Source organism: Candidatus Methylopumilus universalis, from assembly GCF_006364435.1.
Classification (GTDB): domain Bacteria; phylum Pseudomonadota; class Gammaproteobacteria; order Burkholderiales; family Methylophilaceae; genus Methylopumilus; species Methylopumilus universalis.
Window position 1 is genome coordinate 552023 of record NZ_CP040977.1, and the last position, 17564, is coordinate 569586.

10 protein-coding genes are annotated in these 17564 nt (G+C 34.9%); 4 read left to right on the forward strand and 6 right to left on the reverse strand.

Annotated elements, in window-relative coordinates; translation table 11 throughout:
• Positions 1–30 precede the first annotated feature (30 nt).
• Together FIT70_RS03090 and FIT70_RS03095 are read right to left on the reverse strand one after the other, a co-directional pair.
• Positions 31–2676 carry a UvrD-helicase domain-containing protein gene (locus FIT70_RS03090; protein WP_139930584.1) on the reverse strand — a complete coding sequence of 882 codons (2646 nt, stop codon included), beginning with the start codon at positions 2674–2676 and terminating at the stop codon, positions 31–33.
• Positions 2673–5276 (reverse strand): PD-(D/E)XK nuclease family protein, encoded by a 2604-nt coding sequence (locus tag FIT70_RS03095; protein WP_139930586.1) that lies wholly within the window; start codon positions 5274–5276, stop codon positions 2673–2675. Before FIT70_RS03095 ends, FIT70_RS03090 begins: the two co-directional genes overlap by 4 nt.
• Before the next feature lie 43 nt (positions 5277–5319).
• Between FIT70_RS03095 and greB the strand changes: the two genes are divergently transcribed.
• From greB to efp, 3 genes are read left to right on the forward strand one after another with little or no spacing between them, the layout of a single operon-like run.
• Complete coding sequence (gene greB / locus FIT70_RS03100) at positions 5320–5805, forward strand: transcription elongation factor GreB (RefSeq protein WP_139867536.1); 486 nt, start codon at positions 5320–5322, stop codon at positions 5803–5805.
• The gene (gene earP, locus FIT70_RS03105) at positions 5798–6898 is read left to right on the forward strand and encodes an elongation factor P maturation arginine rhamnosyltransferase EarP (RefSeq protein ID WP_189340876.1); all 1101 of its coding nucleotides are present in this window, start codon (positions 5798–5800) and stop codon (positions 6896–6898) included. Before greB ends, earP begins: the two co-directional genes overlap by 8 nt.
• Positions 6899–6953: 55 nt before the next feature.
• A complete protein-coding gene (gene efp, locus FIT70_RS03110; protein WP_028817911.1) occupies positions 6954–7511 on the forward strand; it encodes an elongation factor P in 558 nt (185 codons plus the stop codon).
• Between the two features lie 2 nt (positions 7512–7513).
• On the opposite strand, the gene tldD is transcribed toward efp, so the two are convergent.
• The 4 genes from tldD to acs are packed head-to-tail and all read right to left on the reverse strand — an operon-like array spanning position 7514 to position 15674.
• Positions 7514–8950, reverse strand: coding sequence for a metalloprotease TldD (tldD, locus tag FIT70_RS03115; RefSeq protein WP_139874472.1), 1437 nt, complete (start codon positions 8948–8950; stop codon positions 7514–7516).
• Between the two features lie 8 nt (positions 8951–8958).
• Positions 8959–9813, reverse strand: coding sequence for a carbon-nitrogen hydrolase family protein (locus FIT70_RS03120; RefSeq protein WP_139884336.1), 855 nt, complete (start codon positions 9811–9813; stop codon positions 8959–8961).
• 2 nt (positions 9814–9815) lie between these two features.
• Positions 9816–13643, reverse strand: coding sequence for a YhdP family protein (locus FIT70_RS03125; RefSeq protein ID WP_139930588.1), 3828 nt, complete (start codon positions 13641–13643; stop codon positions 9816–9818).
• A 54-nt stretch (positions 13644–13697) separates the two neighbouring features.
• A complete protein-coding gene (gene acs, locus FIT70_RS03130; protein ID WP_139884338.1) occupies positions 13698–15674 on the reverse strand; it encodes an acetate--CoA ligase in 1977 nt (658 codons plus the stop codon).
• A gap of 168 nt (positions 15675–15842) precedes the next feature.
• Between acs and FIT70_RS03135 the strand changes: the two genes are divergently transcribed.
• On the forward strand, positions 15843–17552 hold the full coding sequence (locus tag FIT70_RS03135; RefSeq protein WP_139930590.1) for a PAS domain S-box protein: 1710 nt from the start codon (positions 15843–15845) through the stop codon (positions 17550–17552).
• The last annotated feature ends 12 nt before the right edge of the window (positions 17553–17564 follow it).

The window sequence follows — 17564 nt, forward strand, 5'->3', positions numbered from 1 at the left end:
TGCTTCTTTTCCGATAGATTAGAATCGATTCTAAATTAACTTCAATCGCATAAGCTTTGGAACAAACTCTTCGATTTTGCCGCTTTCAATGTCTATATCAATATTTTCTATAGGTTTTACCTCGTAAAAATTATTGCCGTATATGTTCCATAGCATTGATAAAAAAGAATTTGAAGCAGGCTTTATTTCATCCTTATGCATAACTGACCCTACAAGGTGAAGTTTTGTTTTTGCTCTTGTCATGGCAACATAAAGAAGTCTTTTTAATTCATTTTCTTCCCTACTTTTTTCTATTCCATAAATTAAATCATGCAAATGAGGGGATTTATTATCAGGCTCGCTAAATGCTGTGATGTCAAAGATACGACTATTTTTTACCGAAGCGTCAGATACAATCATCTTTTTGTCTGATGCTCGTGTTGTTGAATTAAGTGAAGGAATAATGACAGTATCAAATTCGAGACCTTTGGCTTTATGAATTGTAAAAAATTGAATACGTTCTTCAGCTGAAGGAATATCGGATAAATACGTTTTTGTAATTTGATGTTCGACAAGTTCAAAGTCGATAGCTATAGGGGAACTTGATGTTTGTAGTATGTTGAAAAATTTATTAATGTCTACAATATCATTAGGGTTATGAAGACATAGTTCACCACCTAAATTCATCCAAACTGATTCTATAAGTCTTCTAATGTGAGTCTTGCTTTGATTATCGAATGCATTTTTTAGGATATCGATGAGTCGTCGAATTCTTCTCCTTCCATCAGGGGAAATTTCACTCATTTTTTTTTCATCTTGAATAATTTCCCATACTGTTGAGGTATGGTCATTTTGAAATAGGAGCGCTAGGTCACTCAATATAATCCCACACCAGGGCGCACGAAGAATCGCAAGCCAGTGAATCCGGTCATTTAAGTCAAGCATAGCGTAGCTTAAGGAAAGAATATCCTGAATAGATTGATGCTTGTCTAAGGCATCAATTTCTACTGCATTAAATTTTAGAGTAGGTTTGAATTTTCTAATGTAATTAATTAATTCAGAGAGATGGCTTCTGGATCTAGTGAGAATAGCGATTTTTTCATATTCAGGAAATGTATCAATAAGATTACATACATACTTTGCTTCTTCAGTATCAATATCTGTACTTTCAGTGAATGTTAATGCATGAAATTTGAACTCACTTACATTAGAATCATGCTCTTTTTTTGCCGATACAAAAGGTTTGTAGGATACAGCGCCTTCTTGAATTGAATCTTCTTTTGGAAGTATATTTTCAAATATCTGATTTATTTCATTCACAATAATAGAAGAGGACCGGTAATTATCTCTAAGCTGAATAGTTTCTAAGGGGATGGTATTAAAGCCATTTTTTTTGGCTTCAATAAAAATACTGACATCAGCCTCCCTAAATTTATATATAGATTGCATAGGGTCACCCACACAGAAAATGGTTTTTTGTGCTTCAGGAGTCCAGCCATCCACAATTTTCTTTAGGAAATTAAAATGACTTCTGCTTGTATCTTGGAATTCATCGATAAGTAAGTGTGAAATTTTATAATCTAAAGATAATAAAAGATCGCTTGCCGCATCATTTTTACCAAGCGCCTCATTAGCAATCTCTATAATTTCAATAAAATCGACAGTATTTCTTTGTTTAAATAGCTGTCGTAGTTTTTTTTCGCACTGTAAGAGAATATTTGCAATAGATCTTAGTTTTAAAGCATATGTTTCGCTAAGAGGTTCCGGTATAGCTTTAATAGCCAATAAAAAATCGATATTTGGGAGATTGCGACATTTATTTTTATATATTTCTCCTTCGTCATCGTTCTTAAATCCTTCTCGGGCTGTAATGTTTTCGCGTCTGGTATTTTTATCTGTGAATAAAATTTTTGTGATCGTTTGCCATAATGGGATTTCTTCTGAATCAAAATTAAAACTGTTTTTATTTTTTAGCTTTATATCTTCTCTAAGATTGGTACTTTCTAAGTAGTGAAGAATTTCAATAAGATCATTTAGTTGATCTTGATTGAGTTCAGCCCTAATTTTTTGATATATAGGCTTCGTCAAATGTTCAAGGTAAGCATTGCCTTCCTCAATAATTTGCCCACTTGATTTTTGGGTAAGCATATAACATCGATATTTCCACTGGTCTCGAATTGACATCATCGCCACTAAACGACGATTAATCTTTTCATACTCATTGTCATAATGAGTGAAGACAACTTTAATGTCCTCGATGCCATCTTTAGCCTGTAAAGTTTGTTTGACTGACTCTTCGTAAAATTTTTCAGGGGTATCAGTAATATTAGGCTTGCTCCCCATTTTGCTTAACACAGGAATTTGACTGACCACGTTATGACAGAACTTATCAATCGTCATTACTTTAAGTCGGGAGAGATTATGTTCAATATCCCAACCTTTCTCTTCTGACCGCTTTAGAATTGTTTGAGCAAAAGGACTTTTGCTTTCTTTAATTCGCTCAATGATCTTAGCCTTCATTTCTGAAGCTGCTTTTTTTGTGAAGGTGATTGCTACAATCTCTTCTGGCATATCAACGACGGTAAGCAATTTTAAAAATCGATCAGTAAGTAAGCTCGTTTTACCAGAGCCTGCCGGCGCCTCTACTATAAACGAGCTTAAATGAAGCGCTTTCTCTTTTAATTCGCCGTCATTCATTGCTTAGTTTTCTCAAATTGTAATGTTCGCTCAGGGAGCCTTAGGATAGGTTTAACATGACAGTAAGTCATGTCTTTTTCACGTGCAAATCTAACAGCTGCATCGCCCAATTCGTAGCTTTTAGCCGCATCATTGATGCGATACCTCCAAAAGGCAAGTAAATCATCCCAAGATTGGTATTGAGCAGAGCAGGAAGCATCCTTTATGCCTTTAAGAAGTTCCATATCGCGACCTATGCCAACCCATTGAGGTTTTGATGAATTAATAACGCCAATAGCAATTGCATCAATAGGCTTATCTGACGCAAAGAGGGCATAGAATGGCATTTGCAACTCTCCATAGGCATTTAGAAACCATTCGTTAAGGGTTTTTGTGGCTCCAGATTTGTAATCAATAACAATCTTGTTTTGATTGACTTCATCAATACGATCAATCTTGATATTAAAGTTAAGACAACCTAAATGGATGGGTATATTTTTTTCTGTCTCTTTAACTTCAAAGTCACCACGCTTTAACTCAAATTGAATCCAATTTTCAAGGTAATTAATTAAGCGTATTTCTTCAATATTGAAAAACTCAGGTAAGATTCTGGGGTACTTTTTCTTTTCCGCTGAAATGTTCTTATGCGCAATATCTTGAATTTTCTTTGAGAGCTCGTCTTTGCTAAAAGCACTTACTAGAAATGATGATTTATATTTCATCCAAAACTGCTCTAAGGTTTTATGAAAGAGATTTCCGCGAAGTCTAGTAGTTAAATTTTCCTCATCTTCATCTTCTAGTCTTTTGGCCCCGAGCCTAAATTCATAGAAAGCCCAAGCGGGGCAGATGGACTGTGCTTCAAGCAGTTTAATTCCCGATTTTGAAGTTTGTGCAACGTCAATTTTAATTGAAGTATTATCTTCAATATATTCTATAACATTATGATTAAATGTATCTTTTTTATAATTAAAATTAATATCTTCATGTGGTTTCGAGGATATGAATGGGTACAAAATAGGCGACGGAAAGATATCTTCTTCTCCCATTTTTTTAGCGTAAGAAAGTGTTACCAAGCCGGACGTATGAGTGAATTTGTCTAAAATATTTGTGGCATGTAAATGGCGTTTTTCATGGGTATTGATGTGGCAATCATGCTGAATTTTGATAGGGATAAAGGGATTAAATTGCTGAGGTGTAGGCCAATTATGTTCATTTAAATTCATAATCCACGTAGCATCATAGGTTTCATAGGTTATTTCATGAAAGCCTAAAATATCAATTTTAAAAATACCCTCGTGTTGATGTTGATGGGTAGTTTTCTTGAGGTAATACTGAAGTGTCTCTAACATATCTTGAATAGATATTTCATCTGTAAGCCTGTCTAGCGAGGATACAGTTTCAGTAATTTTCTTCCACGCCTCATAAACACCCTCTTCATAACCATCTTTTGGATTTAAAAGGCTGGATTGAATATTCTTTAAATACGCATCAAATGTTTTAATCCATGCGGAAGGGGCTCTTTTTTCTCTCCATTCATGATGTGAGACTTGTATTTGATCTAAATGCTTCATTAGAGATGGCGTTGAATGAACTAACCCCTCAGCTGTCTCTAGGATTTCAATAAGCTCGTGAATTGAGACATTACCTCTACGTTTTCTCTCTAGTTGGTGAATAAGCCTATAACGAAGAAATAACTCTTGATCATTTGACCAGCCGTTATTACACAAGATATTTTTCAGGTCTTTAATATTAAAAAACCCTCGCGCGCCAAATTCTATTAGCTTTATATTTAAATAAATCATGGATAAATGAAATAAAGGCGTATTTAATGAGAACTGATAAATTCTTTTTTCTTGAGATAGGCTTGGGGTGAATGATTCAGGATGGAATGTTTTGTCAAGTAAGCTTGTGAGACGATCTATGATTTGATCAAGCTGGGGCGTCACAATAAGTATTTTTTTATTTTGTTCTATTTGATTTCTGCACCATTCCACAACCTGCATACATTCATGCTCTTCATTAAGAAAAATACGCGACTCAATAGAAGGCTTTATTTTAGTATCTACAAAAAAAGTCACGTCAATTTGAGTTTGACATGCATTAATAAATGATTCTTCAATCGGCGTTCTAAAATCAAAATTTACAAAATGAATTGGGCAGTCAATAGATATATCCTTCGATGTGATATGTTCAATTGCTATTTTTATAAGACCATTGAAGGTGATGATACTTTTATCGTTGCAATATTTTTTAAAGATTAAACGCCAAGCGTTAAAAAACGCATGCTCTTCACTGCGCTCTTCACTTTTTAAGGTATTTTCGCCAATAAGAAATTGATCTATGAGTCGATTAGCCTCGCTAGCAGTCTCACTTAAGCTTTCAATATTAGATAAATCAAATGAGGATTTTTTGTATTGTTTAATGCTGCTTTCCCATAGCAATTTTTCTTCGATACCATTAAGAACTCGGAATGGCATGTTGATGTTTGGGTGTTTTTTAAAGAGATTATTGATGAAGTCATGAAGAGCCATCACTTTTTCTTTTGAGTTAAAGTGTTGGCTTAATTTAAAAGCTTCTTTTGAATTACGACAGAGATAGATAGGCTTTTGCTCAGAATGCATGCTTCTATTGTAAACTTATCCCCGTTAATTATTATTAAAAAATATGGCTGAACGCAAAAATTACATTACTAAACAAGGATATCAGTGCCTAAAAGATGAGCTTGATTTTTTAGTTAAAGTTGATCGTCCTAAAGTAGTAGCAGACGTTTCCTGGGCAGCAAGCAATGGAGATCGCAGTGAGAATGGAGATTATATATATGGAAAAAAACGCCTCCGTCAGATAGATGCAAGAGCGAAATTCTTATTTGGTCGGATTGATGAGGCTGTAGTGATTGATCCATCCTCACAAGAACAGCAGGATAAGATTTTTTTTGGCGCGTGGATCACACTTCTTAATGAGTCTGATAACTCAGAGCATCATTTTCGTATTGTAGGGCAAGATGAGATTGATACAGAAAAAGGCTTTATTAGTTGGGTTTCACCTATTGCTAAGGCGCTTTTAGGAAAAGCCTTAGATGATGAGGTAAAAGTCGAGACTCCGGGTGGCTTAGTTAATTTTAGAATTATTGATGTGTCGTATCATGAGTAACAAAAGTCTTATAGCTTGTCATTTAATATGCAAGGTGATTGATTTTTTCGGTGATATTGGTGTTGCATGGCGCATAGCAAAACAACTCAAAGTTGATTTTAATATTGAGGTGCATCTCCTTGTGGATGATCTTATGACTTCTAGAAGGCTCATCCCTTCATTAGATATTTCCTTAAAAAAACAAACGGTCGATGGTATTACTATTCATCATTGTGATTTTAGTGAAGATTCAAAATCACTTCCGCCACCTCCAGCTTTTGTATTTAATCTTTTTAATATTGATTTACCTAATGCCTATAAATTGCTTATGCAAAGCGAAAAGTCCAAATATATTGCCATTGAATATTTGTCAGCTGAGCCATGGGTCGAGAATTTTCATTTAAAACCTTCAATAGATCCTGAATCAGGCCTTATTAAAACTTTCTTTTATCCTGGCTTTACTGGTCAAACAGGCGGCCTCATCCGTGAGAAGGATTTACTATCGCGTCGAGAGTCTTTTGTTCAAGCTAATCGTGATAAATTTATTAAGTCATTTGGCGGAAATCCTAACCTCTATTCAATATCACTTTTTTATTACCCAATACAAAAAATTGAAGCTTTTTTAGATGTTATGGAGCTTATGAAAAAGCCTATTCAATTTTTCATACCTCAATATTTATTTGATCTTTTAAAAGCAAAAAAGAATTATCAGTATCTTCATATCATTTCCTATCCATTTTTAAGCCACGATGATTTTGATGATCTACTTCGGTCATGTAATCTTAATTTTGTGCGCGGTGAAGATAGCTGGATAAGAGCAATTTGGGCCGGCAAACCTTTTATTTGGCAGCCATATATCCAAGAAAACAGTATCCATTTAATTAAACTAAAAGCTTTTTTGAAGAGCTATTGTGAGGATTGTGAACAAGAGTTATCAGAGGTTTTATTTAAAATGCATGACGATTGGTCGAATAATAAATTTAATGAAGCTTTATGGCTCGATTTTTTCAAAAATCAGTCTTCTTTGGAGTCTTTCGCATTGAAGCGAAGTCATCACTATTTCAAAGAGCCATCATTTGTCGAGAGTTTGGTTGATTATTGTTCTGAAACATAATTTTCGAGTATAATTTCTCCCTTTTATTTAGTAAGCATTCCCAAGGATCAATATTATGAAAATCGCTCAAGAGCTTCGCGCTGGTAACGTTATTATGGTTGGCACTGACCCAATGGTCATTTTAAAAGCTGAATATAATAAATCAGGTCGAAATTCAGCTGTGGTAAAGATGAAAATGAAAAATCTTTTGACTGAAGCGCCTAGCGAAAACGTTTATAACGCCAGTGATAAATTCGAAGTGATTGTGTTGGATAAAAAGGATGTTACTTATTCTTATTTTTCAGATCCTGCTTATGTGTTCATGGATGGTGAATATAATCAATATGAAATTGATGCTGAAAATATGTCAGAAGCTTTAAATTTCTTAGAAGATGGTATGCCTTGTGAAGTTAAATTTTATAATGGGAAAGCTATTTCTGTAGAGCTTCCAAATTCTGTTACCCGAGAAATTACTTACACTGAGCCTGCTGTAAAAGGCGACACTTCAGGTAAGGTAATGAAGCCAGCTAAAATTAATACGGGCTTTGAAGTAATGGTGCCTTTATTCTGCAATACCGGTGACAAGATTGAAATTGATACGCGTACCTTAGAATACAAAAACCGCGTTTTATAATCCTAAGCAGTTCCACCTACAACTAAACTGTCAATCTTGATAGTGGGTTGGCCTACACCTACAGGAACACTTTGACCTTCTTTACCGCAGGTTCCTACCCCTGAATCCAATGACATATCATTGCCAATCATACTGACTTTCTTTAATACTTCAGGGCCATTTCCTATCAACGTTGCGCCCTTGACTGGATAGAGCAGTTTCCCGTCTTCAATCATCCAAGCTTCAGCTGCAGAAAATACAAACTTTCCGCTTGTGATGTCTACTTGGCCGCCGCCAAAATTAACTGCATAAATTCCTTTTTTTACTGACTTGATAATTTCTTCCGGAGTTTTTGTACCATTTAGCATATAAGTATTTGTCATTCTTGGCATGGGCAAATGTGCATATGATTCTCTTCTTGCGTTTCCAGTAATAGGCATATTCATAAGTCTCGCATTTAATGTATCTTGAATGTAGCCTTTTAGAATGCCATTTTCAATAAGCACGGTTCTTTGTGTTTCATTACCTTCATCGTCAATATTAAGTGACCCTCGTCGATCCTTGATAGTGCCGTCATCAACGACAGTAATATCTTTTGCAGCAACTTGTGTACCAATTTTATTGCTAAATGCGGAGCTACCTTTTCGATTGAAGTCACCTTCGAGACCATGACCAATAGCTTCGTGAAGAAGAATACCAGGCCATCCGGGACCCAAGACAACTGTCATACTTCCAGCAGGAGCCGGCTTAGCATTTAAGTTGGTTGTGGCTTGGTGAACCGCTTCTTGCGCATATTGTTTTAATATTTCGTCTGAGAAATATTCAAATCCAAAACGTCCACCCCCCCCTGATGAGCCTTGCTCTCTTTTTCCATTCGATTCTGCAATAACATTAATAGATAATCTTACTAAAGGCCTAATATCAGCAGCAATTTTTTGTTCATTATTGATTACTAAAATTACTTCATACTCCCCAGCAATTGAAGCTGTTACTTTAGTAATCCGCTCATCCATTTTTTTAGCAAAATTTTCTATTTTTTCAAGAATCTTAATTTTTGTTTCTGCAGACACGGCCGAGAGAGGATCTTGACCTCCATATAAATTAGCAGTTATTTTTGGATGATCTAATTTATGAATTTGATTTAAGTTTTTCGAAGCAATAGCTTTAGCAATGCTTGAGGAAGATAAAAGAGCTTCAATAGATATATCATCTGAATAAGCAAATGCAGATTTATCTTTATTAACTGCTCTAACACCTACACCTTGATCGATTGAGAAGCTCCCTGACTTAACTTGACCCTCTTCAAGACCCCAATATTCATTTTTTGTGTATTGAAAATATAGGTCTGCATAATCGACACCATGAGCCATCATGCCATTAAGTATTTTATTTAGATCGTTAATTTCAATGCCAGATTGAGAAAGAAGCAAATTTTTTGCATGAGAAATTTTATGTTCCATAAGAAGTATTATTTTATAGTTCGATGTTTAAGAGCAGGCAAAGATTTGCGAATGGATTTGATATATTCCTTGTTAAGATATCCGGTAATTACTCCAGAGCCTCGCGATAGACGATCTAATATAGTGCCCCAAGGATCAACAATAAGTGAGTTACCATGTGTTTCTCTTCCAGATAGGTGATAGCCACCCTGAGCAGGGGCTAGCACATAACATTGATTCTCTATAGCTCTTGCTCGAATCAGAATTTCCCAGTGAGCCTTTCCGGTCGTTTCTGTAAAAGCTGATGGAATTACTAGAAGGTCTATTTCCTTCATTGCTCGAAATAATTCTGGAAATCGAAGGTCATAACAAATCGCAATTCCAATTTTACCAAATGGAGAGTCGACAACTACAACATCAGAACCCGCTTCAATTAATTTATCTTCTCGATAAAATTCCTCGCCCATATCAAATCCAAAAAGATGTATTTTGTCGTAGCGATGAACTAAATTTCCTTTGTCATCATAAATTAAACAACTATTTCTGATTTTATTTTTATCTTTCGAAACTAAAGGAATAGAACCACCAATAATCCACACTTTATTTTTTTTGGCTTGCTTTGATAGGAAGGATTGAACGAGGCCGTGATCAGGCTTCTCCTTCGCCTTTAATTTTTCAGAGTCCTTAGAGCTCATAATAGAGAAATACTCAGGGAGGGCAATAATTTTAGCGCCTTGATTAGCGGCAATTGTAATTAAATTTTCAGCTTCATTAAGGTTTGATTTGATATCTGGCCCAGATGCCATTTGTATCCCTGCAATTTTTACGATATCTTTATTAACTAATCTTGCTTTAGTCGTTTTTACTTTAGATTTAATTGCCATTTTTATTTTTTATCATTAAATAAGTTTTTGGTATTATCAATTGTCGTTTTAATTTTATCTGACGCAGAATTATTTACTTCTTCTGGATTTTCCCATGTACCAATAATTCTATATTCAGAGGTCAGTACTTTGTTAAGAGGATCTTTAAGTATTTTTTGTGCAATAAATGCTGCCGCTCCTACAAGTGGACCTCCTGCAAGAGCTGCAATAGATAGGCTATCGCTAATATGAGGGGTAACTTTCACGTTTAAATCTTGAGTTTCATGGATAATATTTGTTTCACCAGTCATAAATACTTCAGCCGCCGGGCCATTCATTCTAAAATTACTTGTTTTCATGATGCCATTATTTACTCGAACAGATGCATTCATAGTATCAAGCACAAATCCGCTGCCAAATAAATCTCTGAAGTCTAAACTGAGCCTTCTAGGTAAGCTTTGCAGGGTAACAAGGCCAAAAAGTCTTCCTATGCCAGGCTCAACTTTTTGAATTGTTCCTTTACGTACATCAAGGTTAAATGATCCATCCACTTTGGTTTTATCGAAGGATAAGGGATTACCAGGCCATCTAAATTGACCAGATAAGTCGGCTTCACCATCTTTTATAAAATTAGGATAGCCAAGGAAATTGAGTGTATCGCCAAGATTATCAATCTTCCAGCTAAAATTAATATTTGATTTAGAATTCTTATTCCAATCTACCCACTCCCCATCTGCTTGAAAAACATTTTTATCATTTACAATTTTAAATTTTTGAATATTAATATTTTGATTTAAGGTATTGGAGACGAGTTCAAGTTTCCCGACTTTCTTGCCATCTAACTCAAGCGAATCAATTTTAATGTCTAAATTAGGTACCTTTTGAGTAGCTGAGCTTTGAGTTGAAGATATTTTTTTAATTTCACTTGGCATCTTGAATCTATTTAATCTAGCTATCAGTTTGTTTTCCTTTTCAGCCCACAAAAGACTTCCCGATGTTTCATTGGAGTTTATTTTGAATTTTGTGCTTCCACTGGCTGGCGCTATTTCTATTTTGATATTACTAAAACGCCTATCAAAGAGATCAGCATTTCTGAGGGCTATATCAGCTTTGTCAATTTTAAATCCTCCACCACTATCTTCTCCACTATAAATACTTATAAAGTCATCTAAGTTTACATAGGGTAAATTAGCCTTGAGATAAAGTCCTTTTTGAACACTTGTTTTAATGTCTGAGTTAATTGAGATATAACCCTTATCTACTGACATGATATTATTTTTTTTGATACGAGTTATTTTTGAATTCACAATATTGCTATATTTAAATTCAATTTCATCTGTTTTTGTATTATTTTGTTTTTTTGTAAAATAGAGTTTCTCTTCCTTATCGCGTGCTTTATTGAATGGAGCAGGGTAGCTCATTTCAATTCCTTTTAGATCCGAAGATAATTGTATGTTGAGTAAAGGTTTTTTATATTCCACTAGTCCGTCCCAATTAGCCGATCCGTTTATTTTAGAAAAACTTGTTCCTAATTTTTCTTCAATACCTTTGTCAGTAAACTTACCACTTAATTTCACCTTAATGGCCTTGCTTGAGTCTGCAGTAAGTAAAATATTAGTATTGCCTCCAAACATAATGCCAGTGAGATTTTCAGTTTTAACATTTTTTTCATCAAAAATTACTAAACCCTTTATTTTTTCGATCTTTGGAATCCCCATTGATGGATTGGCTAGATTGCTATCTAAAAATTGGTAATTACCTTTAAAAGTAATGGCGTCAAGATTATCCATAGGGATATCAATATTTACTCTGAGCTTACCTTCTCCAGATCCAGTTGCCTCATCAAATAAATGTTGAACAGATTCTTTTATAGGACTGTTATTAACAAATTTAATAGCCTCACGTGTAGGGCTATTTAGCGTGCTTTGCAGATTTAGTAGGGGATGCTCGATCGCTATTGCGGGAATGGTTGTTTTAAGCTCTTTAATAGTGTTACCTAGGAATTGACCTTTCTTGCTTAGCAGTTCGAAGGTCCCAGCATTAACTGACGCATTAAAATCAAATTTTTCAATAACTGGCCATCCCGTACCATATTCGATCAAGGTATTTTTGCCTGTAGTTGTAACAATAAAGTTACCTTTATTGGGATCAGCACGGTTCTGCGCATCAACAAATGGGAAATCAGCTGACAAACCTTTAATTGAAACTAAAGTATTTTCTAGGCTGCCCTCAAGTAGCGAGGTGTCAAGCCAGTGCAGACCTTCGGCACCTATTGTTTTTGGGTAATAAGCTTTTGCATGCTTTAAGTCTATAAAAGGAATTGAAGCTTGAATATCTAAATAAGCATCTTTTTGAGACATCTGTTTGATGCTGCCATTAATTGAACCATTAATAAATGGGTTATTAAAACTAATATTTTTAAACATTAAATAATTTTTTGTCCATTTTAAATCACCATGCAAATCACTAAATTTGAGTGCTTCTCTAAATAATTTATTATATGTAAGTGAAACATCAGTTGACTTAAATTTTATAGAGCCATCTTCATTAGATAGATGAATTGAGCCTGTTAGATTTTCGAATCCTGGCAAATCTTCAAAAGTTTTTAAGCTTAATTTATCAAATTGAGCTTTGAGGCTTAATTCAATTTTTTTATTGTCCATCCACCTAAGATCAATGTTAGTAAGTGAGCCCGATGGTTGGATTGCACTAACTTTATTTTTAATATCATCAAAGTAAGGAATTGTTTGCAGTATTTCATTTGCTGCATCTAGCTGAATCTTATTTATTTTAAGAGAGAAGGCGATTGGTTTATTCGTTTCACCTGAAATGGTAATAGCCGTATTTGCATTTTCAATATTAATTCCATTATTTGTAAGAAGATAAAGGTTATCAAATATGACTTCGTGACTATATTTATTTGAAAGCCAAATAACATTACCTGAAAAATTCTTCAGATTAAGCTCATTTTTATTAGCTTGATTTAATTCAGTTTTAAAATTTGTGAGTTTGATTGATGCTTTGATTTTAGCGATTGCTGCATTGGTGATGCTTGCAGTTAAATTTAAATCACCAGTGCCAGTATTAATTTTTAGTGGGTAGTTCACCCAGGGCGTATAAGCTGATAGATTAATATTGTTAGCTTTAATTTTTACTTCAGAATCCCAGGAATTTATATCTTCAATCTTTTTCGCATAAATTTTTCCGCTAAGACCAACAAACTGGTTATCACTATTGCTGATTCTAAAATTGAGATCGAACTTATGTTGACCAATGAGCTCGATGATAAAAGGTGTTTTATAGCTAAGATTTAAATCTTTTAGCGTGAGCACTGGCGCTTGTTTATATTCATCCAGCCAATCAATCTCGCCTTGCTCGATAGACACTTTCTTCTGATTAAGAAGCCAGTTTGTTAATTTATTATTAGCAGGACCATCAATTGATATGCCCCCAATAAAAATTTTATTAGTCATATCTCGTCGGATTATAAGTTTGGGCGTTTTTAATTTTATTTCAGAAAGTGTTGGACTTAAATAAAATGGACTTAACCAAGAAAAGTCAGCACTAATTTTTTTCAGCGCAAGGGTTGTATTATTTTGACTGTCATAAAATACAACTTCATTTAAGGCAAACTCCGGATTAATAAAATCCCATCGACCTTCAAGTGAATTTATTTTGATCGTTTGCCCTGTTGCCTCTGAAGCAAGAATTTCAATCCTTGATTTATAGTTATTTAAATTAGGCTTAATATAAAATTGAAACGCAAGGCTAGAGATAACGATAAAAAAAAGGTAGGTAATTACGAATGCAATACCTATTTTTTTTGCGTAAGGAATTAATTTTTGTTTCATTGGTCTTTCTTAAACGTACTTAAACTTAAACCGCTTACGCTATTTTACTTTAAATTATTGAATTGATTGTTTTAGTTGTTCAAGAATAGATGGGTTGTCGAGGGTTGAAATATCAGATGTAATTTCTTCTCCTTTGGCAAGAGAGCGTAAGAGTCTGCGCATAATTTTACCTGAACGTGTTTTGGGTAAGTTATCTCCAAATCGAATATCGTCAGGTTTAGCAATAGGACCTATTTCTTTTCCAACCCAATCCCTGAGTTGATTAACGATCGCTTTAGCTTCGTCGCCTTCAGGCCTTTTGCCTTTAAGTACCACGTAAGCTACGATAGATTCACCTTTAATTTCATGGGGCTTTCCTACTACTGCTGCTTCAGCCACAAGAGGATTTGAAACTAATGAAGATTCAATTTCCATGGTGCCAAGCCTATGTCCTGAAACGCTCAATACATCGTCGATGCGACCCATAATCGTGAAATATCCAGTCGTTTTATCTCTAATAGCCCCATCTCCTGCCAGGTAAACATTTCCGCCTAGTTCCTGAGGGTAATAACTCTTCTTATATCGCTCAGGGTCACCCCAGATGGTTCGAATCATTGAAGGCCAGGGTTTCTTGATCACCAATAAACCGCCTGTGCCCCATGGGACTTCATGCCCCGCTTCATCAACAATAGCAGCATCAATACCAGGGAAAGGAAGTGTGCAAGAGCCTGGGACTAATGGTGTTGCGCCAGGCAATGGTGTAATGACGTGACCACCTGTTTCTGTTTGCCAAAATGTATCTACAATAGGGCAGTGATGATGGCCAATTTTTTCGTAATACCACATCCATGCTTCGGGATTGATAGGCTCACCTACTGAGCCTAAAAGACGAAGACTGGATAAATCGTAAGTGTCAGGGTTAGATTCTTTATTTAATTCTGAAGCTTTAATGAGGGATCTGATTGCTGTGGGCGCTGTATAAAAAATAGTAACATGATGCTTTTCTATCATTTGCCAAAACCGACCTGCATGAGGAAAAGTCGGAATGCCTTCATAAATAAGTTGTGTGGATCCCGAAGCAAGAGGACCATAAACCACATAGGTATGTCCTGTTATCCAACCCACGTCAGCCGTACACCAATAAACATCATCCCCTTTAATATCAAATGTCCATCTCATAGTATTTAAAGCATGGAGAAGATAGCCTGCTGAAGAGTGCTGAACGCCTTTAGGGGTTCCAGTTGAGCCTGACGTGTATAGTAAAAATAAGGGGTGTTCGGCATTAACATATACCGGATCACAATCGGTCAATTGATTTTTAATTAGCTCATGCCACCAAATTTCTTTAGCTTTTAACTCAATCACTTCTTTTGATTTCTTTAACACTACAGTGCCAATCACTGATTCACATCCGCCTAAACTAAATGCTTCATCCACTGCAGATTTAAGGGGAAGTGTTTTGCCGCCTCGAAATTGCACGTCTGCTGTAATGACAAGTCTAGCTTGAGCATCTTTAATCCGCTCTTGAATACTTTTTGCTGAGAAACCTCCAAAGACAACTGAGTGTGTTAATCCAATTCTGGCACAAGCAAGCATGGCGACAACCGCTTCGATTCCCATAGGTAGATAAATAAGAACTCTGTCAGCTAGATCTAAATTGAATGTTTTTAGGCCATTGGAGAATTGACAAACTTTTTCATAAAGCTCTTTGTAAGAGACGTTGCTAATATCACCATTATCAGCTTCAAAAATAATTGCGGTTTTATTAGGTTGAGTAATTAAATGCTTATCAAGACAGTTATATGAAACATTTAATTCGCCATCTTCAAACCATTTATAAAAAGGAGCATTAGAATCATTAAGTGTTTTAGTAAACGGTTTTTTCCAAATGATTAATTCGCGAGCGAGGTCAGCCCAAAATTTCTCATAATTTTCGTTTGCAGAAGAGCAAAGTTTTTCGTAAGCAGCCATGCCAGATACATTGGCATGATCTACAAATACTTGATCTGGATGAAATATTCTATGTTCGCTTAAGACTGATTCAATACCCATACGTTTTAACTTAAAATCAACTTTAAAATTTAAACCTATTATTGGTAGTAATTTATTTTATGTAAAGCGAAAAAATTACACTTCAATTATTTTCATTATTTAACGCTTGTGAGCTAGGCTTTATGTGTGGTAAAAGTCATCCATTACTATGATTATTATCAGTACATTATGAATTTAAGAGTTAGATTAAATCTTTTAATTACAGCCATCTTGCTGATCTTTTTTGTTTCAATGGGTTACACCATGATGAAAGGATCAAAAGAATCTATTCAAGAAGGTGTAGAGTCAGCTAATCGCGTGACGATGCAGCTATTAGATACAGTCATCATAAGCTCATCTCAAAATCCAGAATGGGGCTATACCCATGACGTCTTAAAGAGATTTTTAGAAGAGCTAGGCCATGTTAGAAGCAGTAATATTTATTTATATACCCTTCAAGGCGAACTTCTTTACGCCTCCCCACTTTCTAAATATCGTATAAACGATCCCCCACCACCCAAATGGTTTGAATCTTCTCTAGCACCAAAAGAAGTTATAGATACCAGAACAGTAAGGTTTGGTAAGCTCATTGTAAAAACAAATCCTACCGGAGCTATAAAAGAGTCCTGGGCCAAGATGAAGCACTTCTTTTTGATCACGTGCGTATTTTTTGTATTGTTAAATATATTGGTGTATTGGATGCTTGGTTTTTGGTTGCGACCACTTGAACCAATGGTTGAGGCAATTACTAAAATGGGTGAAGGTGATTTTGAAGCGAGACTTCCTGATTTTAATCTTCCTGAATTTGCAGTCATAGCAAAAAACTTTAATCGTATGGGCGATTCACTCCAAGCGAAAGTTCGCGAAAATCAAAGTCTCGCATTAATTGCCCAACAAACTGCAGATGCTATTGTTATTCACGATCTACAATCTAAAATTTCCTTTTGGAATGCTTCGGCAGAAAAAATATTTGGGTATTCTTCAAAAGAAATATTGGGGAAGTCTGCTTACGTTCTTACCACCAAAGCTCATGAAAATGAGTTAAGAAAAAGCTTTCAACTAATTCATTCAGGAAAAAATATCCATAATGTTGAAACACAAAGAACCAAGAAAAACGGAGAAGTGGTTGATGTCGCTATATCATTTTCGCCGCTTAAAGATCCTATAACTCATGAAATCATTGGTGATATTTGTAGCATGAGAGATATCAGTGAAAAGAAAATTGCAGAAGAGTCAAAATTAAAACTCGAAGAAAATAGAAAATTCACTCAATTAATTCAAAGTCATATTGAAGATGAAAGAAGAAGTTTGGCAAGAGAGCTGCATGATGAATTAGGACAGTACGTATCCGCTATTAAGATATTCGCTTCTAATATTTCAAATAAGGCTAAAAAATTATCACCTGAAATTGAAAAAAATGCAGACTCTGTCATCTCTGCTGCAAATCAGATTTATGATGGAATGCATAGTATTATTAAGCAGTTAAGACCAGGTTCTCTCGATAACCTGGGTTTAGCTGAAACCATTAAAGACACAGTGAATACCTGGCAAAAACAATATGAACATTTAAAAATTCATTTGTTAATTAAAGGCGATCTTAATCATCTAAATGAAACTTTAAATATTAATATTTATCGAATTATTCAGGAGGCTATGAATAATGCTTTAAAGCATTCTAAAGCTAAAGCGATTAACATTAATTTGGTATTAAATAAAAAAGGATTTTTGGAATTAAACTTTAGTGATGATGGTCAAGGTATGGATCTTAAAAAAGTAGATCAAACAAAAAATTTCGGTATTCTGGGTATGCAGGAGCGCATTCAATCTTTGAATGGTTCGTTTGAATTAATTTCTAAAAAGAATCAAGGTACGCAGATTTTAATCTCTGTACCAACTTAAAAAGGATATAGA